General features: G+C 72.2%; 19 protein-coding genes. 10 read left to right on the forward strand and 9 right to left on the reverse strand.

Features of this window, described 5'->3' with window-relative positions; all coding sequences use genetic code 11:
- Positions 1-220: 220 nt before the first annotated feature.
- From F4560_RS22005 to F4560_RS22025, 5 genes are all read right to left on the reverse strand, one after another.
- Entirely contained in the window at positions 221-1,966 is a 1,746-nt protein-coding gene (locus F4560_RS22005; protein ID WP_184922748.1) for an AMP-dependent synthetase/ligase, read from the reverse strand.
- Between the two features lie 11 nt (positions 1,967-1,977).
- A complete protein-coding gene (locus F4560_RS22010) occupies positions 1,978-4,119 on the reverse strand; it encodes a molybdopterin oxidoreductase family protein (RefSeq protein ID WP_184922750.1) in 2,142 nt (713 codons plus the stop codon).
- An 8-nt stretch (positions 4,120-4,127) separates the two neighbouring features.
- On the reverse strand, positions 4,128-4,844 hold the full coding sequence (locus tag F4560_RS22015) for a zinc-binding dehydrogenase (RefSeq protein WP_312869411.1): 717 nt from the start codon (positions 4,842-4,844) through the stop codon (positions 4,128-4,130).
- A gap of 83 nt (positions 4,845-4,927) precedes the next feature.
- Positions 4,928-5,440, reverse strand: a complete 513-nt coding sequence (locus tag F4560_RS22020) for a hypothetical protein (RefSeq protein ID WP_184922752.1) — start codon at positions 5,438-5,440, stop codon at positions 4,928-4,930.
- Between the two features lie 116 nt (positions 5,441-5,556).
- Positions 5,557-8,319: an ATP-binding protein gene (locus F4560_RS22025; protein WP_184922754.1), complete on the reverse strand. Its 2,763-nt coding sequence runs from the start codon at positions 8,317-8,319 to the stop codon at positions 5,557-5,559.
- Between the two features lie 112 nt (positions 8,320-8,431).
- Here F4560_RS22025 and F4560_RS22030 point away from each other — a divergent pair, with 112 nt between their 5' ends.
- Positions 8,432-9,625: a serine hydrolase domain-containing protein gene (locus F4560_RS22030; protein ID WP_184922755.1), complete on the forward strand. Its 1,194-nt coding sequence runs from the start codon at positions 8,432-8,434 to the stop codon at positions 9,623-9,625.
- Positions 9,626-9,627: 2 nt separating this feature from the next.
- Here the strand turns inward: F4560_RS22030 and F4560_RS22035 are convergent, their stop codons facing one another.
- Together F4560_RS22035 and F4560_RS22040 are read right to left on the reverse strand one after the other, a co-directional pair.
- A complete protein-coding gene (locus tag F4560_RS22035; RefSeq protein WP_184922757.1) occupies positions 9,628-10,254 on the reverse strand; it encodes a TetR/AcrR family transcriptional regulator in 627 nt (208 codons plus the stop codon).
- A 16-nt stretch (positions 10,255-10,270) separates the two neighbouring features.
- Positions 10,271-10,888, reverse strand: a complete 618-nt coding sequence (locus F4560_RS22040; RefSeq protein WP_312869412.1) for a TetR/AcrR family transcriptional regulator — start codon at positions 10,886-10,888, stop codon at positions 10,271-10,273.
- A 196-nt stretch (positions 10,889-11,084) separates the two neighbouring features.
- Between F4560_RS22040 and F4560_RS22045 the strand changes: the two genes are divergently transcribed.
- Genes F4560_RS22045 through F4560_RS22070 form a run of 6 tightly spaced genes read left to right on the forward strand, consistent with a single transcriptional unit; the run spans position 11,085 to position 19,910 of the window.
- Positions 11,085-12,542 carry an amino acid permease gene (locus tag F4560_RS22045; protein ID WP_184922761.1) on the forward strand — a complete coding sequence of 486 codons (1,458 nt, stop codon included), beginning with the start codon at positions 11,085-11,087 and terminating at the stop codon, positions 12,540-12,542.
- On the forward strand, positions 12,539-13,249 hold the full coding sequence (locus F4560_RS22050; RefSeq protein ID WP_184922763.1) for a DUF1989 domain-containing protein: 711 nt from the start codon (positions 12,539-12,541) through the stop codon (positions 13,247-13,249). The genes F4560_RS22045 and F4560_RS22050 overlap by 4 nt, the downstream gene beginning before the upstream one ends.
- Positions 13,246-13,830: an urea amidolyase associated protein UAAP2 gene (locus F4560_RS22055; protein WP_184922765.1), complete on the forward strand. Its 585-nt coding sequence runs from the start codon at positions 13,246-13,248 to the stop codon at positions 13,828-13,830. The genes F4560_RS22050 and F4560_RS22055 overlap by 4 nt, the downstream gene beginning before the upstream one ends.
- A complete protein-coding gene (gene uca / locus F4560_RS22060; RefSeq protein ID WP_184922767.1) occupies positions 13,830-17,342 on the forward strand; it encodes an urea carboxylase in 3,513 nt (1,170 codons plus the stop codon). Before F4560_RS22055 ends, uca begins: the two co-directional genes overlap by 1 nt.
- Positions 17,339-18,916: an allophanate hydrolase gene (locus F4560_RS22065; protein WP_184922769.1), complete on the forward strand. Its 1,578-nt coding sequence runs from the start codon at positions 17,339-17,341 to the stop codon at positions 18,914-18,916. The genes uca and F4560_RS22065 overlap by 4 nt, the downstream gene beginning before the upstream one ends.
- Before the next feature lie 10 nt (positions 18,917-18,926).
- Positions 18,927-19,910 (forward strand): PHP domain-containing protein, encoded by a 984-nt coding sequence (locus tag F4560_RS22070; RefSeq protein ID WP_184922771.1) that lies wholly within the window; start codon positions 18,927-18,929, stop codon positions 19,908-19,910.
- Positions 19,911-19,930: 20 nt separating this feature from the next.
- Here the strand turns inward: F4560_RS22070 and F4560_RS22075 are convergent, their stop codons facing one another.
- On the reverse strand, positions 19,931-20,935 hold the full coding sequence (locus tag F4560_RS22075) for a radical SAM protein (RefSeq protein WP_184922772.1): 1,005 nt from the start codon (positions 20,933-20,935) through the stop codon (positions 19,931-19,933).
- 214 nt (positions 20,936-21,149) lie between these two features.
- On the opposite strand from F4560_RS22075, the gene F4560_RS22080 reads away from it, so the two are divergent.
- The 3 genes from F4560_RS22080 (at position 21,150) to F4560_RS22090 (ending at position 23,160) form a co-directional block, all read left to right on the forward strand.
- Positions 21,150-21,788 carry a sensor histidine kinase gene (locus tag F4560_RS22080; protein ID WP_184922774.1) on the forward strand — a complete coding sequence of 213 codons (639 nt, stop codon included), beginning with the start codon at positions 21,150-21,152 and terminating at the stop codon, positions 21,786-21,788.
- Positions 21,789-21,794: 6 nt separating this feature from the next.
- Positions 21,795-22,469 (forward strand): response regulator, encoded by a 675-nt coding sequence (locus F4560_RS22085; protein WP_184922776.1) that lies wholly within the window; start codon positions 21,795-21,797, stop codon positions 22,467-22,469.
- 67 nt (positions 22,470-22,536) lie between these two features.
- Complete coding sequence (locus F4560_RS22090) at positions 22,537-23,160, forward strand: helix-turn-helix transcriptional regulator (RefSeq protein WP_184922778.1); 624 nt, start codon at positions 22,537-22,539, stop codon at positions 23,158-23,160.
- A gap of 41 nt (positions 23,161-23,201) precedes the next feature.
- Here the strand turns inward: F4560_RS22090 and F4560_RS22095 are convergent, their stop codons facing one another.
- Positions 23,202-24,506 carry a hypothetical protein gene (locus tag F4560_RS22095; protein ID WP_184922780.1) on the reverse strand — a complete coding sequence of 435 codons (1,305 nt, stop codon included), beginning with the start codon at positions 24,504-24,506 and terminating at the stop codon, positions 23,202-23,204.
- Positions 24,507-24,544: the final 38 nt, after the last annotated feature.

The raw sequence follows: 24,544 nt of genomic DNA on the forward strand, positions 1-24,544 counted from the left end.
CCAAGGTGGTGGCAAAGGTCGTCGACAGACGCCGGGTGCGGGACGCTGAGCGTCGGTTGGGTACGCCTCGGTTCGGTACGCCTGGGCTGGGCGCCACAGAAGCCTCCACGGGTCGTTGTCGTGCGCTGACCTGGGCGGAGGCAGGTCGGGTCATCGTCTGTGACCTAAAACGGTAAAGGCTTTCCCCGGTGGCGTCCAGTCTGTGGCGTCCAGTGGGCCGTTACGCGTACAGCTCGTTGTACCGCTCGGCGTGGGTGCTGTGGACGACCCTGCGCTTGACCTTCAACGTCGGCGTCAGCTCGCCGTCGTCCTGGCTCAGGTCCCGGTCCAGGATCGTGAAGCGCTTGACCTGGGAGAGGTGGGAGAAGTGGGAGTTCGCCTCGTCCACGACCTGCTGGATCAACGCCTGGACCTCGGGTGTCCGGGCCAGGGTCGGGAGGTCGGCGGGCAGGCCCTGCGCGGTGGCCCAGGGGACGACCTCGTCCTGGTCCAGGGTGATCAGGGCGACCAGGTACGGCTTGCGGTCGCCGTACACGACGGCGTGGGAGATCCAGCGGGACTGGCGGAGCTGGTTCTCGACGTTGGCCGGGGCGATGTTCTTGCCGCCCGCGGTGATGATGATGTCCTTCTTGCGGCCGGTAATGGTGACGAAGCCGTCGTCGTCGACCTCGCCCAGGTCACCCGTGTGCAGCCAGCCGTCGGTGAGCACTTCGGCGGTGGCGGCGGGGTTGTTCCAGTAGCCCGCGAACACGTGCGGGCCGTTCATCAGGATCTCGCCGTCCTCATCCACCTTGAGCTGGAGGCCCGCCATGCCGAACGTGCCGACGGAGCCCAACTTGTGCCGTGTCAACGTGTTCACCGTGCCCACGCCGGTGGACTCGCTCATCCCGTACCCCTCCAGCACGGGCACGCCGGCGGCGGTGAAGAACTCCAGCACCTCGACCGAGATCGGCGCCGCGCCGGACAGCGCCTGGCGCAGCCGGCCGCCGAAGATCGCCCGCACCTTGGCGAACACCGGGTCCACGGTGGCGAACGCGGCGGCCAGGTCCGGCGGCAGGGGTCGACCGGCGGCCTGGAGCTCGCGGACCGCCAGCCCGACCTTGACCGCTTGGCGCAGCTGGTCTTCCGGCACACCGGCGGTGGCGGCCGTGTAGACCTTCTCGAAGATCCGGGGCACGGACGGCAGGTACGTCGGCCGCACCTGGGCCAGCTCCGGCACGATCTTCGTCGCGTCACCGCCGTAGAACGCCAGCGTGGCGCCGACGTGCATCGCGGACAGGTGCACGATCTGCGCGAACACGTGCGCCAACGGCAGGAACAGGTACACCACGTCGTCCACCAGGACGTACGACAGCTCCTCGGTGAGCCGGCACATGGTGATGAAGTTCCGGTTGGTCAGCACGCAGCCCTTGGGCGGGCCGGTGGTGCCGGAGGTGTAGATGATGACGGTCGGGTCGTCGGGGTCGATCGCGGCGCGGCGGTCGTCCAGCTCGGCGGGCAGCGGCGACGTGCGGCCCTGCGACCGGAGTTCGGCCAGGCCGCCGTCGTCCATGACGATCACGTCGCGCAGCGCCGGCGCCTGGTCGCGGATCCCGTCGACCTTGGCCCGCTGCTCAGTGGTCTCCGCGATCAGGAGCACGGCGCCCGAGTCGCCGATGATCCACGCGCACTCCTCCGGCGCGCTGGACGCGTAGATCGGCACCACCACGCCGCCCGCCGCGAGCACCGCCAGCTCCACCGCCGACCACTCGGGCCGGGTCTCGGACAGCACGCACACCCGGTCGCCGGGCGCGATGCCCAGGTGCACCAGGCCGGACGCCAACTCCATGACCCACTCGGCGACCTCGGTGTACGTCAGGTCGTGCCACTGCCCGTCGCGCAGGTGGCGCCAGGCCACCCGGTCGTCGTGCACCTGGGCGGCCACGAAGGGCAGGTCGGCGGTGACGCGCGCCGTGGTCACGGGCATGGCGGTGCTCCTCACTTGGCGGGCTGGACGGGCTGCGCCGGCTGGACGGGGGTGACGTGCACGCGGACGCCGTTGAGGACGGCGGTGCCGGAGAGCGGGTCCACGGCCAGGTCGTCGGTGAGCAGGTTGACGTTCACGCCGGGGTGGGCCTCGGCGGTGGCGAGGCGGGTGCCGGGCCGGTCGTGGCCCCAGCCGTGCGGCAGGCTGACCACTCCGGCGGCCATGTCGGCGCTGACCTCCACGGTGGCCTCGACCTCGCCGACCCGTGACGTCACGCGGGCCGGGCCGCCGTCCACCAGGCCGATCCGGTCGGCGTCGTCCGGGTTGACCAGCAGCGTGCACAGCTGCTTGCCCTTCACCAGCACCGGCACGTTGTGCAGCCACGAGTTGTTCGACCGCAGGTGCCGGCGGCCGACCAGCACCAGACCGTCGACCGGCGTGCGCAACGCTTCGAGCACGCGCGGCACGTCGGCCGCGATCGGGTCCGGGCACAGCTCGATCCGGCCGGACGGGGTGCGCAGGATCTCCGGCACGCGGCTGGTCAACGGCCCGAGGTCGACGCCGTGCGGCTGGTCGAGCAGGGCGTCCACCGACAGCCCGTACGGGCCGGACCGCAGGCGTGCGTCCAACAGCCGTTCCTCGCGGGTGTGCGGCGATTCGCCGGACAGGCCGACCAACGCGTCGAGGTCGGCGTCGGGGCCCAGACCTGCGAAGATGCCGGTCAGCCGCAGCAGGATGTCGCCCTCGTCGGGTTCACCGGGGGTCGGCTCTACGGCGGGGCGGGAGTACTTGGCCACGTTCCGCACCGCGAACGACAGGAACGCGAGGTCGTAGTGGCCGCGTCGGCTGGGCGGCGGTGGCGGCAGGATCACGTCGGCGTGCCGGGTGGTCTCGTTGAGGTACGGGTCGACCGAAACCATGAAGTCCACAGTGGACAGGGCGGCGTCGAGGCGGGCGGAGTTGGGCAGGGACAGCGCGGGGTTGCCCGCCACGGTGACCAGCGCGCGGACCTGGCCGGGGCCGGGCGTCCCGATCTCGTCGGCCAGCGTGACCGCCGGGAGCTCCCCCGCCACCTCGGGCAGTCCGCGCACCCGGCTGTGCCACCGGCCGGTCGTGAAACCCTTGCCCGTACCCGTGCCGCGCCGCATGTGCGCGGGCAGCGGGAACATCGCGCCGCCGGGCCGGTCCAGGTTGCCGGTGAGGATGTTCAGCACGTCGACCAGCCAGCTCGCGACCGTGCCGAACTCGACCGTCGTGGTGCCGATCCGCCCGTACACGGCCGCGCGAGGCGCCGCCGCGAGCCGGTGCGTCAACGCCCGGATCTCGTCCGCGGCGACACCGCACCGCGACGCCACCGCCTCCGGGGTGAACGGCTCGCTCAACGCCCGCACCCCGTCCACCCCGGTGACGTGCGGGGCGAGGGCGCCGAGGTCGACCAGGTCCGCGGCGAACAGCTCGTTCACCATGGCCAGCAACAGGAACACGTCCGTGCCCGGCACGATCGGCAGGTGCCGGTCGGCCGCGGCGGCGGTGCGGCTGCGCCTCGGGTCGACCACGACGAACGCCCCGCCGCGCTTGCGGAGCGCCTTGAGCCGGCCCGGCACGTCCGGCACGGTCCACAGGCTGCCGTTGGAGGAGAACGGGTCCGCGCCCAGCAGCAGGAGGAAGTCCGTGCGGTCGATGTCGGGCACGGGGATGGTGAAGATCCCGCCGTAGAGCAGGCCGGACGACACGTGCTTGGGCATCTGGTCCACGGTGGCAGCGGTGAAGACGTTGCGCGAGTCGAGCGCCTTGCGCAGCACGCCCGCGTACAGGCCGCCGGCCAGCGAGTGGACGGTCGGGTTGCCCAGGTACATGGCCACCGCGTCCCGGCCGTGTTCGGCGATGATCGCGGTCAGCTTTTCGTCCACCAGGGTGAACGCCTCGTCCCAGGACACGGGTTCGAACTCGCCGTCGCGGCGGGCGAGGGGCGTTCGGAGGCGGTCCGGGTCGGCGTCCAGCGCGCCGAGCGAGGCGCCTTTGGGGCAGAGGAAGCCGTTGCTGAAGGTGTCCTTCCGGTCGCCTCGGACGGCGGTGATGCGGTCGTCCTCGACGGTCAACTCCAGGCCGCAGGTGGCCTCGCACAGCGGGCAGGTGGTGTAGGCGGTGCGCATGGGACTCCTCAACGGACGGTCCGGGCGGACGCGAGCGGGTGCAGCCGACCGGCGGACGTGAGGCCGATCAGCTCGCTCAGCGCGGCGACGACCATCTCCGGCTTGGCCAAGCAGTCGCCCAACCGAAACCCCACCACCGCCCGGGATCCAAGCCGCACCGGGTCCACGTCGACCGGTTCGCCGTGGCAGACGAGGCGGCCGAAGGGGGCGAGCAGGGCCAGCGCGCCGTCGACCGGGCTGGGACAGGTCGGGAATGTGGCGGTCGCGAGCGCGCCGGGCAGAGGGGTGCCGCTCGGCAACACACCCGCCGGAAGCGGGCCGGTCTGGTGGGTGGACGTGTTCGCGGGGAGGCCGACCACGACGTCGACCAGGCCTCCGGCGAGCAGCCGTTCGGTGAGGCCGGGCGCGGACGAGTCCACTGCGATGTCGGCACCGAGCCGCACCGCCAGCCGCCGCTGAGCCTGGGTCGGCGCGGTGGCCACCACCCGGCCCGCGCCGAAGCTCACCGCGAGCTGCACGGCCAGCGCACCCACCCCGCCCGCCGCGTCGTGCACCAGGACCGACTCACCCTGCCGCAGGTGCGCACACGTCCGGAGGAGGTGCCACGCGGTGACGCCGTGGTGGGCCAGGGCCAGCGCGGAGGCGTCGTCGATCTCGGCGGGCAGCGGGAAGCGGAAGCCGTCGAACGACAGCTCCCGACGCCCGGCGTCCGCGATGACCTCCACACCGACCAGGCAACACCGGAAGTTACCGGTCGGTTAGTGGGGACTCCACGACAACTAAGCGGCCGACTCGAAGGCGCCGGTGGTCAGGGCTGCTTGTAGTACGGGTACGGCGGATCCTGGTGCATCTGCTGGATCCGCCGGGTGCGGCGGCGACTCCGCCCGACCAGCACGGCGATCACGCCGCCGATCAAAAGCAGCAGGAGGATGCCGACACCGGCGACCCAACCCCCGGTCGAGCTGCCACCCGTCGCCTCGGGCCGGATCTGGCGCGCGCCGTACGTCTGCTCCAGCTCCTTGGCGGTGACTCCGCGCGGTTTGCCGTTGACGGTGACCACCAGCTCGTCGATTTCACCCTGGTACGTGTCCCAGGCGGCGCGGGCGATGCGCGCGCCGGTGTCGTCCGTGTCGGTCGTGACGGCTGAGATGGTCAACCGGTCGCGGCCGTTGGACGTCTGGTGGTGGACCGAGACGTTGGTGTACCCGTCCTCCTGGATGCGGGACTGGAGGTCCGCCAGGTCGGCGAGCGAGGCGCACCCCGCGGCCACCAGGAAGGCCGTCAGCAGGGCGAGCAGGCGCACAGTGGCAAGTCTTTTCACGAAGTCCCCCCGGACGACACGAGTGACAGGACCCGCGGCTCCGTGGGAGGGCGCCGCCGTGCGAGGAGAGTACGTGAGCGGACACGCCGTCCGGCTGACTTCCGGCAAATCTTTGCTCAGGCGCGGGCGTCCAGGGCGCGGGCCAGCTCAAGGCGCGAGGACACGTGCAGCTTGGCGTAGATGCGGGACAGGTAGACCTCGATGGTGCGCGGGCTGTAGTGCAGGGCGGCGGCGATGTCCCGGTTCCGCATCCCCTGCTGCACCAGCCGGGCGACGTTCTCCTCCGCCTCGGTCAGCACGCCGGGCGCCTTGGCACGGGCTCGTGGCACCTTCGCGCCGAGTTCGCGCAGCCGACCGCCCGCTTGGCGGCGCAGGCCGTGCGCGCCCAGGCGTTGGAACAGGGCGTAGGCGTCGAGGAGTTCCGGCACGGCTTCGCGGTCGACCACGCCCAGGGCCAGTTGGGCGCGGGCCTTCTCGAAGACCAGACCGCCGGCCTCCGCCTCCCGCACGGCCTCGCGGAGCACGTCGGCGTCCCGGTCGGTCAGGCCGTGGACCCGTCGAACGGTGGCGCGGGTCCACGGCGCGACCCGGTCGGCCGCCACCCCGCAGAGCCGCTTCACCGTCTGCCGCGCCTCTTCCTCCCGACCGTGCGCCAGGTCCAGTTCGATCAGGCGGCCCAGCAGCACGCAGCTGTACGCGGTCATGCCGTCGTCGTCCACAGCCTCGACCAGGGTGGTCCGGGCCCTTTCCACGTCCCCGCGCGCGGCCAGGTAACCGGCCATCGCCAGGGCGTGCAGGCGGGACATGTTCGGGCTGGTCGGCGGTGTGAGAGCGGCAAGCCGGGCGGCCACGTCGAGTTCTCCGCGCCAGGTGCGGACCTCCAGTTCGATCGCGCGCAGGCCGTCCAGCATCATCAGCTCCTGCCGCGACTCCAGCTCGGCGGCGGCCCGGCCCACGCGTTCCAGGCACGCGTCCCACGCTCCGCCGAACCAGTCCAGCGCCACCCGCGCCATCTCCAGCTCACCGCGGAACGCGTGGCCGCCGGTTCGTTCCCGCAGTTCCTCCGCCCGGCGAAGGCGCCAGGTCGCGTCGTGCACGAGGCCCGCGAGCGCGCCGGTCGACGCGCCGACGGCCAGCGCCTGGAGTTCGAGGATCGGCTGGCCGGCGGCGGAACGCAGGGAGCGGTTCGCGTACTCGACCGTCTTGTCGTGCCGGAACAGCATCGACGTGATCACCGCCAGCCGGTCGAACACCACCACGCCCTCGGCTGCGGACGTGAACGGCATAGCCTCGATCCGGTCGGCGGCGGCCAGGGCTTCGGCGTGACGTCCGGTGAAGACGAGGAGCAGCGCGCGCTGTGCGTGCAGGGCGGCTGGCGCGTTGCCGGTGGCGAGTTCCGCGTCGGCCAGGCGCAGCGCCTCGGTCATCCGGCCGACCAGGAACAGGCTGGTGAGCACGACCACCGCGCACCGCGACCGGTCCGGGCCGGGCGGCAGCACGTCGAGCGCGGCGAGGCCGGGTGCGATGGCGGCGGCCGGGCGGGACGCGTGGGCCAGTGCACGGCACTGCGAGGCCAGCAGCCCGGCCCGTTCCGGCGCGGCCACCGGCAGCAGTTCCAACGCCCGCGCGCACAACGCCGCCGCCGTCTCCGGTGCGGTGGTGCGGTTCGCCGCGGCGGCCTGCGCCATCACCCGGATCGCGCGCAGGTCGCCGGGCGGCGCGGACTCGGCCAGGTGCCAGGCCAGCTCCATCTCGTCCACGGCCAGGCCGCGCTCGCGGTCGTCCAGCAGGCGGGCGCTGATCAGGCTGTGCAGGTGGCGGCGTTGGGCGGGGCCGATCTCCTGGTACAGCGCCTCGCCGACCAGGGCGTGCGAGAACCGGTAGCCGCGGTCGTCGTCGCGGACCACGATGTGCGCGCGCAGCAGCCCGTCGAACGCGTCCACCACGGTGTCCTCGGGCAGCGACGACACCCGCGCGAGCAGCCCGATCTGGTCCAGCCGCACCCGCCGGAAGATCGACACCGCGCGGGCCACCGCCCTGGTGTCCCGGTCCAGCGGCGCGACCCGGCGCAGCACGGCTTCCCGTCTGGTGAGCCGGATGGCCGACGGTGACACGGTGAGCCGGGCCCGGTTGCCGTCCACCGCGACCAGGTCCAGCTCGCGCAGCGACCGGGCGATCTCGACGGCGAAGAACGGGTTGCCGTCCGCGCGCTGGTGCACCTCGTGCGCGAGGCCGTCGTCCACCGGGGTGCCGAGGACCGTCTCCACGATCCGCGCCACGTCGCCGCCGCTGAGCGGGGCCAGCTCCACCCGCACCACCTCGGCGTGGCGTTCGAGCCGGTCCAGCAGTTCGCCGACGCCGGGGTTGTGGTGGTGGGTGCGGGCGGCGGTGATCAGCACGAGCGGTGCGGCGGTGACCCGGCGCAGGACGACGGCGAGCATGGCCAGCGAGTCGTCGTCCACCTGGTCGAGGTCGTCCAGGACGAGGGCGGCGGGCCGTTGGGCGGTGAGGCCGGTGAGCACGCGGGCGACCAGTTCGCAGGAGCGGCCGAACCAGGAGGCGTCCGGCGTGGAGGTGAGGTCCAACGCGTCCAGCGCGGCCTGCACATCACCGGTCACCGGCACCGACCGCAACGCCGTGGCCACCGCCGCGTACGGGATGCGCCTGCTCACGTCGTCCGACTCCGCGACGGCCACCGGACAGCCCCGGTCACGCAGCCGGCGGCACGTCTCGGCCAGCAGGCTGGACTTGCCGATCCCCGGCTCCCCCGACACCACGACCGTCACCAACCCGGCCGCCGGCACCCGCCCGACCACGTCGAAGACCGCCGCCAGTTCGCTTTCCCTGCCGAAGAAGGCTTGGCCCGAGAACGACGTCAATGGCGACCTCCCGTCGTTGGGCCACTCACCCTACCGACTGAGGAATCCCTACTCACGTGTCGTGGCTCACGGTGGTGACATGGTGGCGACAACCGCCGCACCTGGAGGGTCCATGACGGTCGAGGGCAGCTGCGCCGACGAGTTCGCCGAGGTCCGTGCCGAGTTCGAACGCAACTTCGCCGAACGCGGTGAAGTGGGCGCGGGCGTTCATGTGACGGTGGAGGGCGAGACCGTGGTCGACCTGTGGGGCGGTGACGCGGGTGGTCGGCCGTGGACGGAGGACACGATCACGCACGTCTGGTCCTGCACGAAGGGCGCTACGGCGTTGTGCGCGCACGTGCTGGCGTCACGGGGCGAGTTGGACCTGGACGCGCCGGTCACCCGGTACTGGCCGGAGTTCGGGCAGAACGGCAAGGCGGACACGCTGGTGCGGCACCTGTTGTCCCACCAGGCCGGGCTGACCGCGTGGCGTGAGCCCGTGCCACAAAGCGGGATGTTCGACTGGGAGTTGATGACGGACCTGCTCGCCCGGCAGGAGCCGTTCTGGACGCCGGGCACGCGGCACGGCTACCACGCGCTGACGTTCGGGCACCTGGTCGGCGAGGTGGTGCGGCGGGTCGCGGGAGTGTCGTTGGCGGAGTTCTTCGAGAAGGAGGTCTCCGGTCCGCTGGGGCTGGACTTCTGGCTGACGTTGCCGGAGGACCTGGAACCGCTGGTCGCGCCGACCATCCCGGCCAGCCGGGGCGAGACGCTGCCCAAGCTGTACGTGGCGGCCATGACCAGGCCCGAGTCGATGCAGGGGATGCTGCTGACGAACAGCGGCGGGTACCTCGCCGCGACAGACACGCGTGAGGCGCACGCGGCGCAGTACGGGGCGGTCGGGGGGATGAGCAACGCGCGAGGGCTGGCGCAGATGTACCGGCCGTTGGCGTTGGGCGGCGAGTACAACGGGCTGCGCCTGGTGGCCGACACGCAGGTCCCGGTGATGTCGTCGGTGGTGTCGGCCGGGCACGACGAGATGCTGCTCGCGCCGACCAGGTTCTCGCTGGGGTTCATGAAGGCGGTCGACAGCCACTACCTGCCCGTCGAGGACCGGGCTGTGCTGATGTCCGAGGACGCGTTCGGCCACTCGGGGATGGGCGGCTCGCTCGGGTTCGCCGCGCCGGACTCGCGGATGTCGTTCGGGTACGCGATGACCCGGATGGGCCAGGGCGTGGGCGTCAACGAGCGCGGACAGTCCCTTGTGGACGCCGTGTACCGGGCTCTGGGCTACCGCCAGGCCACCGGCGGCCTCTGGTTCCGCTGACCTCAGGTGCTGTAGATCGAGCGGAGCCAGATGTGGGTGAGGGTGTCCACCAGGGCGCGGTCGCGGGCGGTGGAGCGGCGGGTGTGGGAGCGGGTCAGGAAGGCCTGCTCGTTCATCGAGACGAGGGCGGTGGCGAGTGACTTGGCGGCGGGGCCGGGCGGTGCGGTGCCGGCGGCTCGTTCGAGGGTGATCTGCGAGGCGGTCGCGTCGATGAAACGGCGGGCCACGCCGGTCCAGAACTCCCGCATCAACGGGTCCGTGTCGCGCGCCCGAACGGCCGCACGGAGCACGGGGCCGTGTTTGCGCCACAGGGCGAGGGTCGCGCCGAGCGCCCGGCGGATGGAGTCCTCCGGCGGTTCGTTGCCGCGACGCAGCCACGCCTGGGCGGCCTCGTAGACGGCGTCGAGGATGGCGCCGGAGAGCGCGTGCAGCACCGCCTCGCGTGACGCGAAGTGGAAGTAGAAGGTCGACCGCGAGATCCCCGCTCCCGAGGCCAGCTCGTCGACCGCGATGTCGTCCAGGGAACGCGTCTGGAGCAGCCGCTCGGCGGTGTCGAGGATCGCCTGCGAGGTGAGGTCGCCCTTGCTGGGCCTGCGCCGCGACCCGACCGTGCCGGCACGTGGGGACATGCGGAACATCCTCGGTTCAGCGGCCCAGCAGCCGCAAGCCTTCCGCACGCACCGCTGCCAAGTCGCAAGCTCCGACGGCGATCCGCACCCCCGCGTCGGCGCCCGCGCACGCGTACGCCTCGACGTCGGGGATGGACTTCGACCGCCGGGTCAGGATGACGCCCTCCACCAGCCCGAACACCAGGTCGGCGGCCAGGTCGTCGTCCACCAACGCCCGATATGCCGCTTTCAGCTCGTCACGTTCGGCGTGGAACCCGGCGAACCGCTCCGCCCGCACTTCCGGCAGCAGGTACAGCGCGCCGAGGTTGTACGGGCCTCCGCACAGCAGCTCCAGGTCGAACCGGCACAGCGCCCACAGCTTGGCGGGCTTCGGCGCGACTTCCCCCAGCAACGAACGCGCGGTGTGCAGGGACGGCAGGACGGTGGCTTCCAGCAGCACGGCGAGGATGTCGTCCTTGCCGCCGAAGTAGTGGTACAGCGACGCCTGCCTCAACCCGGCGCGTTCGGCGACGGCCCGGGTCGAGGTCGCGGTGTACCCGCGCTCGGTGAACAGCTCCGCCGCGGCGTCGAGCAGGTCACGCCGCGAATCGCGTTCCCCCGCCGACTCCCCGGTCGCCCTGGGTCGCCCAACCACGCGGTCATCGTCCCACGTGCGGCCGCCCACGCAGGACCCGGCGGCGGTGAGGGAACGGCAACGCGGCTGTCACATGAGCCATTTCGGCTAACCCGTTCGTCACCGGTTCTTCATCCGGCCGTCTCGGGCGGCTCTTAATTTCTATCAATCGATCGAAATCCTCTGACCTGCACAGACAGCACGGAGGTCCCCCACCATGTCCGATGATCTAGCCCCGTTCGGGTACCGGCAGGAGCTGCGCCGGAGCCTCGGCGGCTTCTCCGCGTTCGCGGCCGGCTTCTCCTTCGTCTCGATCCTCACCACCGTCTTCCAGCTGTTCGGGTTCGGGTTCTCCTTCGGTGGCGCGCTGTTCTTCTGGACCTGGCCGGTGGTGATCGTGGGCCAGCTGCTGGTCGCGCTGAACTTCGCCGAGCTGGCCGCCCGGTTCCCGCTGGCGGGTTCGATCTACCAGTGGGCCAAGCACCTCGGGACGGGGTTCAGCGGCTGGCTGGCGGGCTGGATGATGCTGCTCGGCTGCACGGTCGCGCTCGCGTCGGCGGCGATCGCGCTCCAGGTCGTGCTGCCGTCGGTGTGGTCGGGCTTCCAGCTCGTCGGCGGCGACCCGGCCGTCACCTCGCCCACCGGCGCGACGAACGCCGTGCTGCTGGGCGTGCTGCTGATCGTCTGCACGACGGTGATCAACGTGGCCGGCGTGCGGGTCATGGCCCGGGTCAACGACATCGGGGTGGCCGCCGAACTGGTCGGCGTGGTCGTGCTGCTCGGCGGTCTGGCGTGGTTCGCGGTGCGCGGGCCGGAGATCGTGGTGGAGAACACCGGCGGCGCGGCGACCGGCGGGCTGCTGGCGTCGGCGCTGATGGCGGCCTACGTGCTGTACGGGTTCGACACGGCGGCGTCGGTGTCCGAGGAGACCAAGGACGCCAAGCGCAGGGCTCCACGCGCGGTGCTGCGGGCGTTGCTCGTGTCGGGTGTGGGCGGGCTGCTGGTGGTGCTGTTCGCGCTGATGGCCGCGCCCAGCCTGACCGACGGGCGGCTGGGGCTGGAAGGCCTCCCGTACGTGATCACGGCGGTGTTCGGTGACGTGGCCGGGCGGATCTTCCTGGTCGACGTGGCGATCGCGGTGGTCATCTGCACGTTGACCATCCAGACCGGCACGGTCCGACTGCTGTTCGCGATGGCCCGTGACGGCGCGCTCCCCGGCTCGGCACGGCTGGCGAAAGTCCACCCGCGCACCGGCACGCCCGTGCTGCCCGCCGTGGTGTGCGGGGCGGTGGCCATCGGGCTGCTGCTGCTCAACGTGGGCAACGCGGGGATCTTCAGCGCGATGACCGCGACCTCGGTGGTCGTGGTGTACCTGGCGTACCTGCTGGTCACCGTGCCGCTGCTGGGGCACCGGCTCCGGGGGACCGCGACCACCGACGGGTTCTCGATGGGCCGCTGGGGTCTGGTCGTGAACATCGGCGCGGTGGTCTACGGGCTGGCGATGGTGGTGAACATCGCGTGGCCGCGTGCGGAGGTGTACGACCTCGGCGGCACGGGGTCGTGGTGGGCGCTGCTGTTCCCGCTGGAGTTCGTGGCGGCGGCGGTGCTGGTCGGCTGGGTGGCGTGGCGGCGGACGAGGCGGCCCGCGGCCGTCGGAGAGCTGGTGACGGCGTGAGCAGCACCGAGACGACGTACGGGGCCCGTGATCACGCTCGGGCACAGGAGACGGTGATCGAACGGCCGGTCGCACCCGAAGGTGCGGTCTGGGCCGAGCACGTCGCCCCCGACAACTACACGCACCGGGTGTTGGCGCGCGGCACCGTGTTCCGGCTGGCCAACCCGGAGGGCGCGGCGTGTGCGCACCTGCTGCTGCACCACGCCGACCAGCCGTGGGAACGGCTGAACGTGGCCGACACGGTGAAGGTCCAGTGGAACGCCTACGGGGGTGATCTGCTGCTCTCGGACCAGGGACGGGTGCTGGCGTCGATCGAGGCGGCGGACGGGTATGACGCGCTGTGCGGCACCACGCCGCAGGGCCGCGACATGTTCGTGCGGGCTGCGGCGAAGCACGGGCTGGACAAGCGAGACCTCCCGCCGAGCCTGTCGTTCTTCCAGGGCACGCGGGTCCGACCGGACGGGTCGCTGCACTTCACCGGTCCCGTCGGCGAAGTCGTGACGTTGCGCGCCGAACTGCCGCTGGTCGTGCTGGTGGTCAACACCGCGCACCCGTTGGACCCATTCGACACGTGCACGCGGCTGGACGTCACCGCGTGGCCCGACCGGCCGACCGGACCGGACGATCCACTGTGGACCGCCACGCCGGAAGGACGTCGGGCGTTCGAGAACACCCACGAGTACCTGAGCGCGAGGGGGTTGGCATGACGGTCGTCGCGGCCAACGCGGGATGGTCGGCGTTGATCCGAAAGGGCCAAACGCTGTCCATTGTGGATCTCGAAGGCAACCAGGCGGTGGACTTCCTGGCGTACTCCGCCGCCGACACCGCCGAGCGGTACAGCGCGCAGGACACGGTCACCGCGCAGGGGAACATCTTCCTGACCACCGGTTCCGTGCTGCTGTCGAACGAGCGCAACCCGCTGATGACGGTGGTCGAGGACACCTGCGGGCGGCACGACACCATCGCCGGCGCGTGCGGCAAGGAGTCCAACACGCTCCGGTACGGGCACCACACCCGGCCGCAGCACGCGTGCGTCGAGAACTTCCTGTCCGAGGGCGCGAAGTGGGGCCTGGGCAAGCGGGACCTCGTCAGCAACGTCAACTGGTACATGAACGTGCCGGTCGAAGAGGACGGGACGCTCGGCATCGTGGACGGCATCTCCTCCCCCGGCCTCAAGGTCGTGCTGCGCGCCGCGATGGACGTGATCGTGCTGGTGTCGAACTGCCCGCAGATCAACAACCCGTGCAACGGCTTCAACCCCACCCCGGTCCGGCTGGAGGTCGCCTGATGACGATCAAGACGCTGCTGGTGGCGAACCGGGGCGAGATCGCGGTGCGGATCCTGCGCACGGCCCGCCAAATGGGGTTGCGCACGGTCGCGGTGTTCTCCGACGCCGACCGGGGCGCGCCGCACGTGCGACTGGCCGACACCGCCGTCCGGCTCGGGCCCGCCCCGGCCCGGGAGAGTTACCTGCTGGTCGACCGACTGCTGGAAGCGGCACGGGAGACGGGCGCGGACGCCGTGCACCCCGGCTACGGGTTCCTGTCCGAGAACGCCGAGTTCGCCCGGCGGGTGGAGGACGCCGGGCTGGGGTTCGTCGGGCCGACGCCGGAGCAGCTGGAGCTGTTCGGGGCCAAGCACACCGCGCGTTCGGCGGCACAGGCGGCCGGTGTCCCGATGCTCGCGGGCACCGGGCTGCTGTCCGATGTGGAAGAGGCGGTGGTCGAGGCGGAGCGGATCGGCTACCCCGTCATGCTCAAGGCCACCGCGGGCGGTGGCGGGATCGGGATGCGGGCCTGCCGGAACGCCGACGACGTCGTCGAGGCGTGGTCGGCGGTGCGGCGGCTGGCGGCGGCCAGTTTCGCCGGGTCGGGGGTGTTCCTGGAACGGCTGGTCGAGCACGCCCGGCACGTCGAGGTGCAGGTGTTCGGCGACGGCGCGGGCCGGGTGCTCGCGTTGGGCGACCGGGACTGCTCCGTGCAGCGGCGCAACCAGAAGGTGCTGGAGGAGGCGCCCGCGCCGAACCTGCCGGACGGGGTGCGCAAACGTTTGGCCGAGGCGTCCGTGGCGTTGGCGTCGTCGGTGTCGTACCGCAGCGCGGGGACGGTGGAGTTCGTCTACGACGCGGCACGGGAGGAGATCGCGTTCCTGGAGGTGAACACGCGGCTCCAGGTCGAGCACCCGGTGACCGAGGCGGTGTTCGGGGTCGACCTGGTCGAGTGGATGCTGAGGCTCTCCCGGGGCGAGACGTCGTTCGAGGTGCCCGAGCCGCGCGGGCACGCGGTCGAGGCGCGGGTGTACGCGGAGGACCCGTCGCGTGACTTCCAGCCCAGCGCCGGTGTGGTGACGGCGGTCCGGTTCCCGGACGACGTGCGGGTCGACTCGTGGGTGGAGCCGGGGACCGATGTCGGGGCGCACTACGACCCGTTGCTGGCCAAGGTGATCGCGCACGGCTCGTCGCGGGAGGAGGCGTGGGCGGGGCTGGGTTCGGCGCTGGCGGTGAGCCGGGTGGACGGGATCGAGACGAACCTCGGGTTGCTGCGGGCCGTCTGCGCTTCACCGGAAGTGATGGCGGGTGAGCACAGCACGGCGACGTTGGCCGGGATCCGGGACGACGAGCCGCGCATCGAGGTGGTCCGGCCGGGGACGATGACCGCCGTGCAGGACTGGCCGGGTCGGGTCGGGTACTGGCACGTGGGCGTGCCGCCGTCGGGGCCGATGGACGACCGGTCGTTCCGGCTGGGCAACCGGGCGTTGGGCAATCCCGAGGGCGCGCCGGGCCTGGAGTGCACGGTGGACGGGCCCGCGCTGCGGTTCTCGCACGAGACGACGGTGTGCGTGGTCGGGGCGACGGCCGTCGTGACCGTGGACGGGGCTGCGGTGCCGCAGTGGGAGCCGGTGGTGGTGCCCGCCGGCGGCACGCTGGACGTGGGGCGAGCGACAGCCGGGCTGCGGACGTACGTGCTGGTCGAGGGCGGGTTGGACGTGCCCGAGTACCTGGGCAGCGCGTCGACGTTCGTGCTGGGCAAGTTCGGCGGGCACGGCGGTCGGGCGTTGCGGACCGGGGACGTGCTGCGGGCGGGTTCGGCGACAGGCGAGCCGGTGCCGGTGACCGAAGTGCCGGTGATCTTCCCGAACCACTGGGAGATCGGGGCGGTCGAAGGGCCGCACGCGGCGCCGGAGTTCTTCACCGTCGAGGACGTGGAGACGTTCTACGCCACGGACTGGCAGGTGCACTTCAACTCGGCGCGCACCGGCGTCCGGCTGGTCGGGCCGCGACCGCGGTGGGCGCGCGACGACGGTGGCGAGGCCGGGCTGCACCCGTCGAACATCCACGACACGCCGTACTCGGTGGGCGCCGTGGACTTCACCGGTGACCTGCCGATCCTGCTCGGGCCGGACGGGCCGAGCCTGGGCGGGTTCGTGTGCCCGGCGACGGTCGTGGTGGCCGAGCGGTGGAAGCTCGGGCAGCTCAGGCCCGGTGACACGGTGCGGTTCGTGCCGGTGACGGTGTCCGGGCGGCGGCGGGCGGCGCACGTCGACGGCGGGGTGCTGGCCCGGCTGGAGGAGACGCCGGGGCGGCCCTCGGTGACGTACCGGCGCAGCGGTGACGACAACCTGCTGGTCGAGTACGGGCCGATGCAGCTGGACCTGGCGTTGCGGATGCGGGTGCACGCGCTGGCCGCCGCACTTGAGGCGCGCGGGATCTCCGGGTTGACTCCGGGCATCCGGTCGTTGCAGGTCAGGGCACATCCGGACGAAGTGCTGGACCTGGTGCGGGAGGTGGAGGAGACGTTGCCGGCGACGCGCGACTTGGTCGTGCCGAGCCGGACCGTGCACCTGCCGCTGTCGTGGGACGACCCCGCCACCCGCGAGGCCATCGCCCGGTACATGGCGGGGGTGCGGGACGACGCGCCGTGGTGCCCGTGGAACATCGAGTTCATCCGGCGGGTCAACGGTCTGTCCTCTGTGGACGACGTGTACCGGACCGTGTTCGACGCCGAGTACCTGGTGCTGGGCCTGGGTGACGTGTACCTGGGCGCACCGGTGGCGACCCCGCTGGACCCACGGCACCGTCTGGTGACGACGAAATACAATCCGGCCCGCACCTGGACGGCGGAGAACTCCGTCGGCATCGGCGGGGCGTACCTGTGCGTCTACGGCATGGAAGGGCCTGGCGGGTACCAGTTCGTGGGCCGGACCGTGCAGGTGTGGCGCAGCTGGCAGGACGGCGACCCGTGGCTGCTGCGGTTCTTCGACCGGATCAAGTGGTACCCGGTGTCGGCCGAGGAGCTGCTGGACCTGCGGGCGGACATGGCGGCCGGTCGGTTGCAGCTGAAGGTCGAGCCGGGCGAGTTCGTGCTGTCCGAGCACGAGGAGTTCTTGGCGCGCAACGCGTCCGGCATCGCGGAGTTCCGGGAACGGCAGGCGGCGGCGTTCTCGGCGGAACGGGCAGCGTGGGAGGCGGCGGGTGAGTTCGCGCCCCGGCCGGAGCCCGAGTTGACCGTGGCGGAACCGGTGACGGTGACCGCGCCGCCCGGCGGGCACGTGGTGGAGGCGCCGTTCGTGGCCACGGTGTGGCGGGTGGACGTGAAGCCCGGTGACCGGGTGCGGGCCGGTGAGCCGCTGTTGTCGTTGGAGGCGATGAAGTCGGAGGCCGTGGTCCCCGCGCCCGCCGACGGCGAGGTGGTCGAGGTGCTGGCCACGCCGGGTGACCAGGTGGCGCCGGGGACGGCGCTGGTCGTGCTCGGCGAGTGGAAGCCGGCGGCGGAAGATGCGGCGGAGAGGGGTGCGGCGTGAACCGGGTGACGGCGGCGTACGAGCGGATCCGGCAGGTCGACCGGCCGGAGATCTGGATCGACCTGCGGCCGGAGGATGACGTCCAGGCCGAGTTCGCCGCCGCGTCCGGGCCGTTGGCCGGGAAACTGGTGGCGGTCAAGGGGAACATCGACGTGGCCGGGTTGCCGACCACGGCCGGTTGTCCGGCTTACGCGTACAAGCCGGAGCGGGACGCCGAGGTGGTGCGGCGGTTGCGGGCGGCCGGGGCGGTGGTGTTGGGCACCACGAACATGGACCAGTTCGCCACCGGCCTGGTCGGCACGCGCAGCCCGTACGGGGCGGTGCGGAACGCGGTCGATCCGGCACGGGTGTCCGGCGGGTCCAGTTCAGGCTCGGCGGTCGCGGTGGCGTTGGGGATCGCGGACCTGGGGTTGGGGACGGACACGGCCGGGTCCGGACGGGTGCCGGCGGCGTTCAACGGGATCGTCGGGCTGAAGCCCACGTACGGCGTGATCCCGACGGACGGCGTGGTGCCCGCGTGCCGGAGCCTCGACTGCGTGTCGATCTTCGCCCGGACGGTGGACGAGGCGTCGCGGGCGTTGGCGTGCGCAGGCGATCTGCCCGCCGCTCCCCCGTTGTCGCTGCCCTACCGGCTGGGGGTGCCGGTGTCGGTCGGCTCGCTGGCTCCGGGCTGGGCGGCGGCGTTCGAGGCGGCCGTGGATCGGTTCACCGGGGCCGAGTTGGTGCCGATCGACCTGGAGCCGTTCCTCGCGGCGGCGCGGCTGCTGTACGAGGGCGCGTTCGTGGCCGAGCGGTACACGGCGGTGGGCGACTTCGTGTCCGCGCACGCCGGTGAAGTCGATCCGACGGTCGGCGCGATCATCTCGGCGGCCCGGGACGTGCCCGCGCACCGGCTGTTCGCGGACCAGGAGGAGTTGACCCGGCTGCGGTCCCTCGCGCACGAGCAGTTGGACCTGGTCGACGCGCTGGTGCTGCCGACCACCGTCGAGCACCCGACGATCGCGGAGGTGGCGGCCGACCCGTTCGGGGTGAACGCCCGGCTGGGCCGGTTCACGAACTTCGCGAACCTGTTCGGGCTTGCGGCGTTGGCGGTGCCGGCGGGGGTGGTGGACGGGCTGCCGTTCGGGATCTCGTTGGTGGGGCGCGGACATTCGGAGCGGGTGCTGGCCGGGATCGCGCGGTCCGTGCCCGAGGTGGTGCGGGTGGCGGTGGTCGGCGCGCACCTGAGCGGCCAACCGTTGAACGTCGAGTTGGTGGCCAGGGGCGGGGTGCTGGTGTCGGCCACGTCCACGGCCGCCGGGTACCGGTTGTTCGCGCTGGACACCGTGCCGCCGAAGCCGGGGCTGGTGCGGGATGAGGGTGGTGGCGCGGTCGAGGCCGAGGTGTGGGAGCTGCCGGTGGCGGCGTTCGGCGACTTCGTGGCGTCGTTGCCCGCGCCGATGGCGATCGGGTCGGTGGAGCTGGCGGACGGTTCGCGGGTGTCCGGCTTCACGTGCGAGCGGTATGCGTTGGCCGGCGCACGGGACATCACGGAGTTCGGCGGTTGGCGCGCGTTCCTGCGGCGGGCGGAGTAGACAGGACGTCGTGGATCCGCTCTGGGCATTGCGACAGGTGGCGTTCCAGTTGGAGCGCGCGGGTGAACCCACCTACCGGGTGCGGGCGTTCCGGAAGGCGGCGGAGGTGGTGGCCGCGTTGCCGGAGGGCGAGGTGGCGAAGCGGGTCGCGGCGGGCACGTTGACCGACCTGCCCGGTATCGGCAAGGCCACCGCCGGGGTGATCGCGGACGCGGTGGCCGGGCGGGAACCGGCCTACTTGGCCAAGTTCCGGGAGCAACCGGTGGTCGGCGGGCAGGCGCTGCGGGCGTTGCTGAAGGGCGACTGCCACACGCATTCGGACTGGTCGGACGGCGGCAGCCCGATCCGCGAGATGGCCGAGGCGGCCCGCGACCTCGGGCACTCGTGGATGGTGCTGACCGACCACTCGCCGCGGTTGACGGTGGCCAACGGGCTGTCCGCGGACCGGCTGCTCAAGCAGCTGGACGTGGTGGCCGAGCTGAACGTGGAGCTGGCGCCGTTCCTGATCCTGACCGGGATCGAGGTGGACATCCTGGACGACGGGTCGCTCGACCAGCGGCCCGAGTTGTTGGAGCGGCTGGACGTGGTGGTCGCCAGCGCGCACTCGAAGCTGCGGATGCCCGCGCCTGAGATGACCCGGCGGATGGTCGCCGCGGTGTCCAACCCGAACGTCGACATCCTCGGGCACTGCACCGGGCGGCTGGTGGTGGGCAAGGGACGGCCGGAGTCGACGTTCGACGCGGAGGCGGTGTTCTCGGCCTGCGTCGAGCACGGGACGGCGGTGGAGATCAACTCCCGGCCGGAGCGACGTGACCCGCCGGAGCGGTTGCTGCGGCTGGCGCTGGAGCTGGGGTGCTCGTTCTCGATCGACAGCGACGCCCACGCGCCGGGGCAGTTGGACTGGTTGTCGTTCGGGTGCGAGCGGGCGGAGAAGTGCGGCGTGACACCGGATCGGGTGATCAACACACGGGAAGCGGCGGAGCTGCTGGTTTGAGTGCTCCGGTCGCGCCTGGGCTAACGGCCGGCGGTGGCCGGACGTGCGGCGCGGGACGCTCGGAGCAGGTGGCCGTACCACGGGACGAGCGGGCCGGTGCGGCCGTCGACCAGGCGTTGCCAGGTCGCCCGGCACAAGGCGAGGAACGGCGCGGCGTCCCAGTTCGCCGCGAGGTCGGCCAGTGGCCGGTCCAGGATGTTGCCCAACCCGTAGCGGCGGTCGAAACCGTAGGACACCGGCACCGCCGCGCCATTCGACTCGATCACCAACGGGGTCAGCCACCGGCCCAGCGCCTGCCCCTCGTCCACCGGCACGGCCATGAAAGCCTCCGGCTTGCGGGCCAGCATGGTCCGCGGCACCGCGTCCAGCTGCACCGCGAGACCGTGCTCCTCGGCGATCCGGCCCAGTTCCACCGCCGCGTAGGCGAGTTCGACCGAGTCCGGGCGTTCACCGGCCATCAGCCGGTTCGCGGCGCCCTCCGGTTCGAGCGGGTGGACCTGGAGCAGCAGCGCGCCGGACTGGGCCGCGGCGAGGGCGACATCACCCAACTGGGTGGCGTTGCCCTGGGTCAGGGTGGTGATGACGCCGACCGGGATGCCCGCCTCGGTGAACCGGCGGATACCGGCGAGCGCCTTGTCGAAGCACCCTTCCTGGTCGCGGATCCGGTCGTGGGTGGCGCGGTCGCCGTCCAGTGACACGGCCACGAGGTCCACCAGCCCGCGCACCAGCCCGATCCGGCGCTGGGTCAACGCGACCGCGTTCGTCGTGACGGTCGTCCGCATTCCCGCCGCACGGGCCGCGCGCAGCAACGCGGGCAGTTCCGGGTACAGGAACGGTTCGCCGCCCGACACGTTCAGCACGTCGTACCCGAGCCCGGCCGCGTCCCGGACCACTGTGGACAGCACCGCTATCGGAACCGATTCAGCGACGTCCGGCCCGGAGCTGGAGTAGCAGTGCAGGCAGCGCAGGTTGCACAGTCTGGTCGGGTGCACTTGCAGAACGGCCCGGCCACTCGTCTGCGCCATGCCACCCTCCCGTGGTTCTCACTATCCGTATGGAGCACGGTCGGGCCGCCCTGATACGTCGTTCCGTCACCGCATTCCGGTTTCGTTACCTCCAAAGGTGGAACCTCGCCGCTGATTGAAACGGGATGTCGCGGTGGGACGACTTCCACTACAGCGAGGCGGCCCACCGTCACGGCGAGGCAGCCCGCGCGCTCACCCACTTGGGGGAGGGGACATGCGCCGCGAGTTCATCGTTCCCGCCGACGCCGCCGACGAGGCGAGACGCCGGGTGCTGCGGGACCTGCACGACGGTCTTGGCCCGTCGCTGGTCGCGATCGCGCTGGGGTTGCGCGCGGCCCGGCACCTGGCCGTGCACGATCCGGGGTCGGCCGCCCTGCTGCTGGCCCGGCTCGAAGAAGAGGCGCACACCGCGGTCAACGAGATCCGGCGGCTGGCTTCCGGCGCGTGCCCGGCGGCGTTGGCGCGGCTCGGCCTGGTCGACGCGGTGCGGGCGCACGTGGCGTCGTTGGCCGACCGGCACCCGGTGCGGGTGGACGTGCGGTGCGGTGACATGCCGGAACTGCCGGTGTCGGTGCAGGTGGCGGCGTACCGGATCATCTGCGAGGCGTTGACGAACGTGGTGCGGCACGCGGGCGCGCGGCACTGCTCGGTGCGGCTGCGGTTCGACGGCTGCCTGCGCGTGGAGGTCGTGGACGACGGCGTGGGCGCCGCGGTGCCGGCGCAGGGTGACGGCGTGGGGCTCAACTCGATGCGCGAACGCGCCCACGAGGTCGGCGGCACGTGGCGGATGGAGCTCTCCGCCGACGGCGGCACGCTGGTCGTGGCGGACCTGCCCGTCGTGGGCGGGGTGTGACGCGGGATGGCGGCGTTGCGGGCGCTGGTCGTGGACGACCACCCGCTCTTCCGGTACGGCCTGGCCGCCGCGTTGGCCGCCGCACCCGATCTCGAAGTCGTCGGTGAGGCGTCGGGCGGCGGGATGGCGGTGTCCATGGCCGCGTCACTTCACCCGGACGTGGTGGTGATGGACCTGAACATGCCGGACCTGGGCGGGGTGGAGGCGACGCGGCGGATCGTGGCGCACGACCCGTCGGTGCGGGTGCTGGTGCTGACCATGTTCGACGACGACGAGTCGGTGTTCGCGGCGATGCGCGCGGGCGCGTTGGGCTACCTGCTGAAAGCGGCACGGCCGCAGCAGATCGTGCGGGCGGTGCGGTCCGTCGGCGAGGGCGAGGCGATCTTCAGCCCGGCGATCGCGGTGCGGCTGCTGGCGTTCTTCGGCAGCGCGCCACCCGAACGGGTGGAGGCGTTCCCGGAGCTGACGGTGCGGGAACGGGACGTGCTGCGGCTGATGGCCGACGGCCGGGGCAACGCCGCGATCGCCCGGTCGCTGGTGCTCAGCCCGAAGACGGTGCGCAACCACGTGTCGAACATCCTGCGCAAGCTGCACGTGGCCGACCGCGCCCAGGCCGTGTCCCGGGCGAAGCAGGCCGGCTTGGGCGAGGCGCCGGGACACATCGGGACACACCGCCCGTAGTGCCGGGACACGTCGGCTCGGGACGATGGCGGTAGCGGTATCGGGGGTATGAGGGCGGGAGCACAGGATGAACGCAGAGCAGGTCGCGGTAGCCCTGCACGCGACGGATTCCATCACCAGGGCCGGGGTCACCGCCGCGCTGCGGTCCCGGCCGGAGATCAGGCTGGTCGAGCCGGACGAGCCCGCGCCGGTGGCGCTGGTCGTGCTGGAGCGGCTGGACGGCGAGGCGCAGCAGCTGCTGCGCAGGCTCCAGGCGCCGGGCAGCGCGGGCATCGTGCTGGTCGCGGGCGACATCGCCGACCCCGAGCTGCTGAACGTGGTCAGCAGCGGGGTGTCCGCGGTGATCCGCCGGTCCGACGCGACGCCCGACACGTTGGTGCGCCTGGTGAAGGCCACCGCGTCGGGCCACGGCGCGCTCCCCGCGGACCTGCTCGGCCGGCTGCTGGACCGGGTGTCGCGGTTGCAGCGCAACGTGCTCAACCCCAACGGCTGGAGCATGGCCGGCATGTCCGACCGGGAGACCGAGGTGCTGCGGCTGATCGCGGACGGCTTCGAGACCCGCGAGATCGCCGAGAAGCTGTGCTACTCGCAGCGCACGGTCAAGTCGATCCTGCACGACATCACCAACCGGTTCCAGCTGCGCAACCGGGCGCACGCGGTGGCTTTCGCGCTCCGCGAAGGCCTGATCTGAGCCGCTCACAACCGACCGGGGCAACCGCTGGTCACCGCTGGTCACAGCGCCCGGCCGGAGAAGGTCACCGAGGGCTTGCAGTTGCCCTTCTCCGCCGGGTTCTGGCAGCTCACCAGCACCACGATCTTCTCGCCCTTCTTGAACCGCAGCGGTTCCACGTAGTGCAGGTCGTGATCGCGGAAGTTCGCCAGACCCAGGTCCAGCAGCACGGTGCGGGCGCCTTCGACGTCACGCACGACCCGGACCGTCCCGGTGTCGCCGCGCGGGTTCTGCAACACGATGTCGCTGATCAGCAGCGTCTTGTCGGCCGGCGGGGTGAAGACGAAGTCGGTGAACACGTCCGGGTTGGCCACGATCGCCGCGTCGGCCGCCACCCGGAAGTCGGTGGGCTCGCCGGGTGCGACGGGCGCCTGGTTCGGCTTCGCGGTGGGCGGCGAGCCGGGGGCCGCGTCCGGGTCGAGGCCGGCCGCCTTCATCGCCTCCTCCGCCTTCACCTCGGCCGCCTTGGCCTGCTCCTGGGCCTGCCCGGCGCCCACCTGCGCCTCGTCGGCGGCGGCCTTGACCTGGTCGGCCTGCTGCACGGCGGCTTCCCGAGCGGCGGACTTCACCGCGGGTTGCAGCACCGTGAACCACAGCGCGGCGAGCACCGCCGCCAACGCCAGCAGCGCGATCAACGCGGGCAGCAGCCACTTCGGCAGCAGCTGCCGCTGCACCAGCGTGCCCGCCGCGGTCAGGGGCGGACCGGAGCTGGGCACCACCTCCACCCGGAACGGCCGGGGCTGCGACGGTCCGCGCAGGAACGTGTTGCGCGGCTTGGCGGTCATCTTCACGAACGCCGCCGTGCCGGGCGCGAGCATGATGTCCGTCCGGTCGAGCTTGAACTCCAGCTCGCCGTCCGGGTCGGCCGGGTGCAGCCGCACCGCGACCGGGTGGTTGCCGACGTTGTCGATCGCCACCTCGAACTTGGCCCGCGCCCCGGCCTCCACCTTGGCGGGCACGATTTCCGCGGACATGTCGGTGAACGCGCCGACCTCGACCACGCCCTCCTCGACCACCGACCCGTACGGGTCCTCGCGGGAGACGACCCGGATGCCGAAGGCGACCGGGCCGGCGGCCACCTCGGCGGCGCGTGGGGGCGCGAACCGCACCACGACGGAGGCGGACGCCTGCGGCACGAGGCTCACCGAGGCGGGTTCGGCGGTGGCCCACTCGGCCGCGTCGCCGACCACGTCCACGGTGAACTCGTCCACCAGGTCTCCGGTGTTGCGCACGACGACCGTGCACGTGACGTCTTCGCCCGGCGCCACGGCCAGGCCGGTGGCGGAGAGCGTCGCGGTTGCGCCCATGGCGTGAATCCTCCGGTGGTCGGGTCGGTCCTGGGACT

This window comes from Saccharothrix ecbatanensis (genome assembly GCF_014205015.1).
Classification (GTDB): Bacteria; Actinomycetota; Actinomycetes; order Mycobacteriales; family Pseudonocardiaceae; genus Actinosynnema; species Actinosynnema ecbatanense.

Bases quoted from the DNA above. Each gene is read 5' to 3' on its own strand.
- F4560_RS22005 (WP_184922748.1), bottom strand. From the start codon at position 1,966: ATGCCCGTGACCACGGCGCGCGTCACCGCCGACCTGCCCTTCGTGGCC.
- F4560_RS22010 (WP_184922750.1), bottom strand. From the start codon at position 4,119: ATGCGCACCGCCTACACCACCTGCCCGCTGTGCGAGGCCACCTGCGGC.
- F4560_RS22030 (WP_184922755.1), top strand. From the start codon at position 8,432: ATGACGGTCGAGGGCAGCTGCGCCGACGAGTTCGCCGAGGTCCGTGCC.
- F4560_RS22035 (WP_184922757.1), bottom strand. From the start codon at position 10,254: ATGTCCCCACGTGCCGGCACGGTCGGGTCGCGGCGCAGGCCCAGCAAG.
- F4560_RS22045 (WP_184922761.1), top strand. From the start codon at position 11,085: ATGTCCGATGATCTAGCCCCGTTCGGGTACCGGCAGGAGCTGCGCCGG.
- F4560_RS22055 (WP_184922765.1), top strand. From the start codon at position 13,246: ATGACGGTCGTCGCGGCCAACGCGGGATGGTCGGCGTTGATCCGAAAG.
- uca (WP_184922767.1), top strand. From the start codon at position 13,830: ATGACGATCAAGACGCTGCTGGTGGCGAACCGGGGCGAGATCGCGGTG.
- F4560_RS22075 (WP_184922772.1), bottom strand. From the start codon at position 20,935: ATGGCGCAGACGAGTGGCCGGGCCGTTCTGCAAGTGCACCCGACCAGA.
- F4560_RS22080 (WP_184922774.1), top strand. From the start codon at position 21,150: ATGCGCCGCGAGTTCATCGTTCCCGCCGACGCCGCCGACGAGGCGAGA.
- F4560_RS22085 (WP_184922776.1), top strand. From the start codon at position 21,795: ATGGCGGCGTTGCGGGCGCTGGTCGTGGACGACCACCCGCTCTTCCGG.
- F4560_RS22090 (WP_184922778.1), top strand. From the start codon at position 22,537: ATGAACGCAGAGCAGGTCGCGGTAGCCCTGCACGCGACGGATTCCATC.
- F4560_RS22095 (WP_184922780.1), bottom strand. From the start codon at position 24,506: ATGGGCGCAACCGCGACGCTCTCCGCCACCGGCCTGGCCGTGGCGCCG.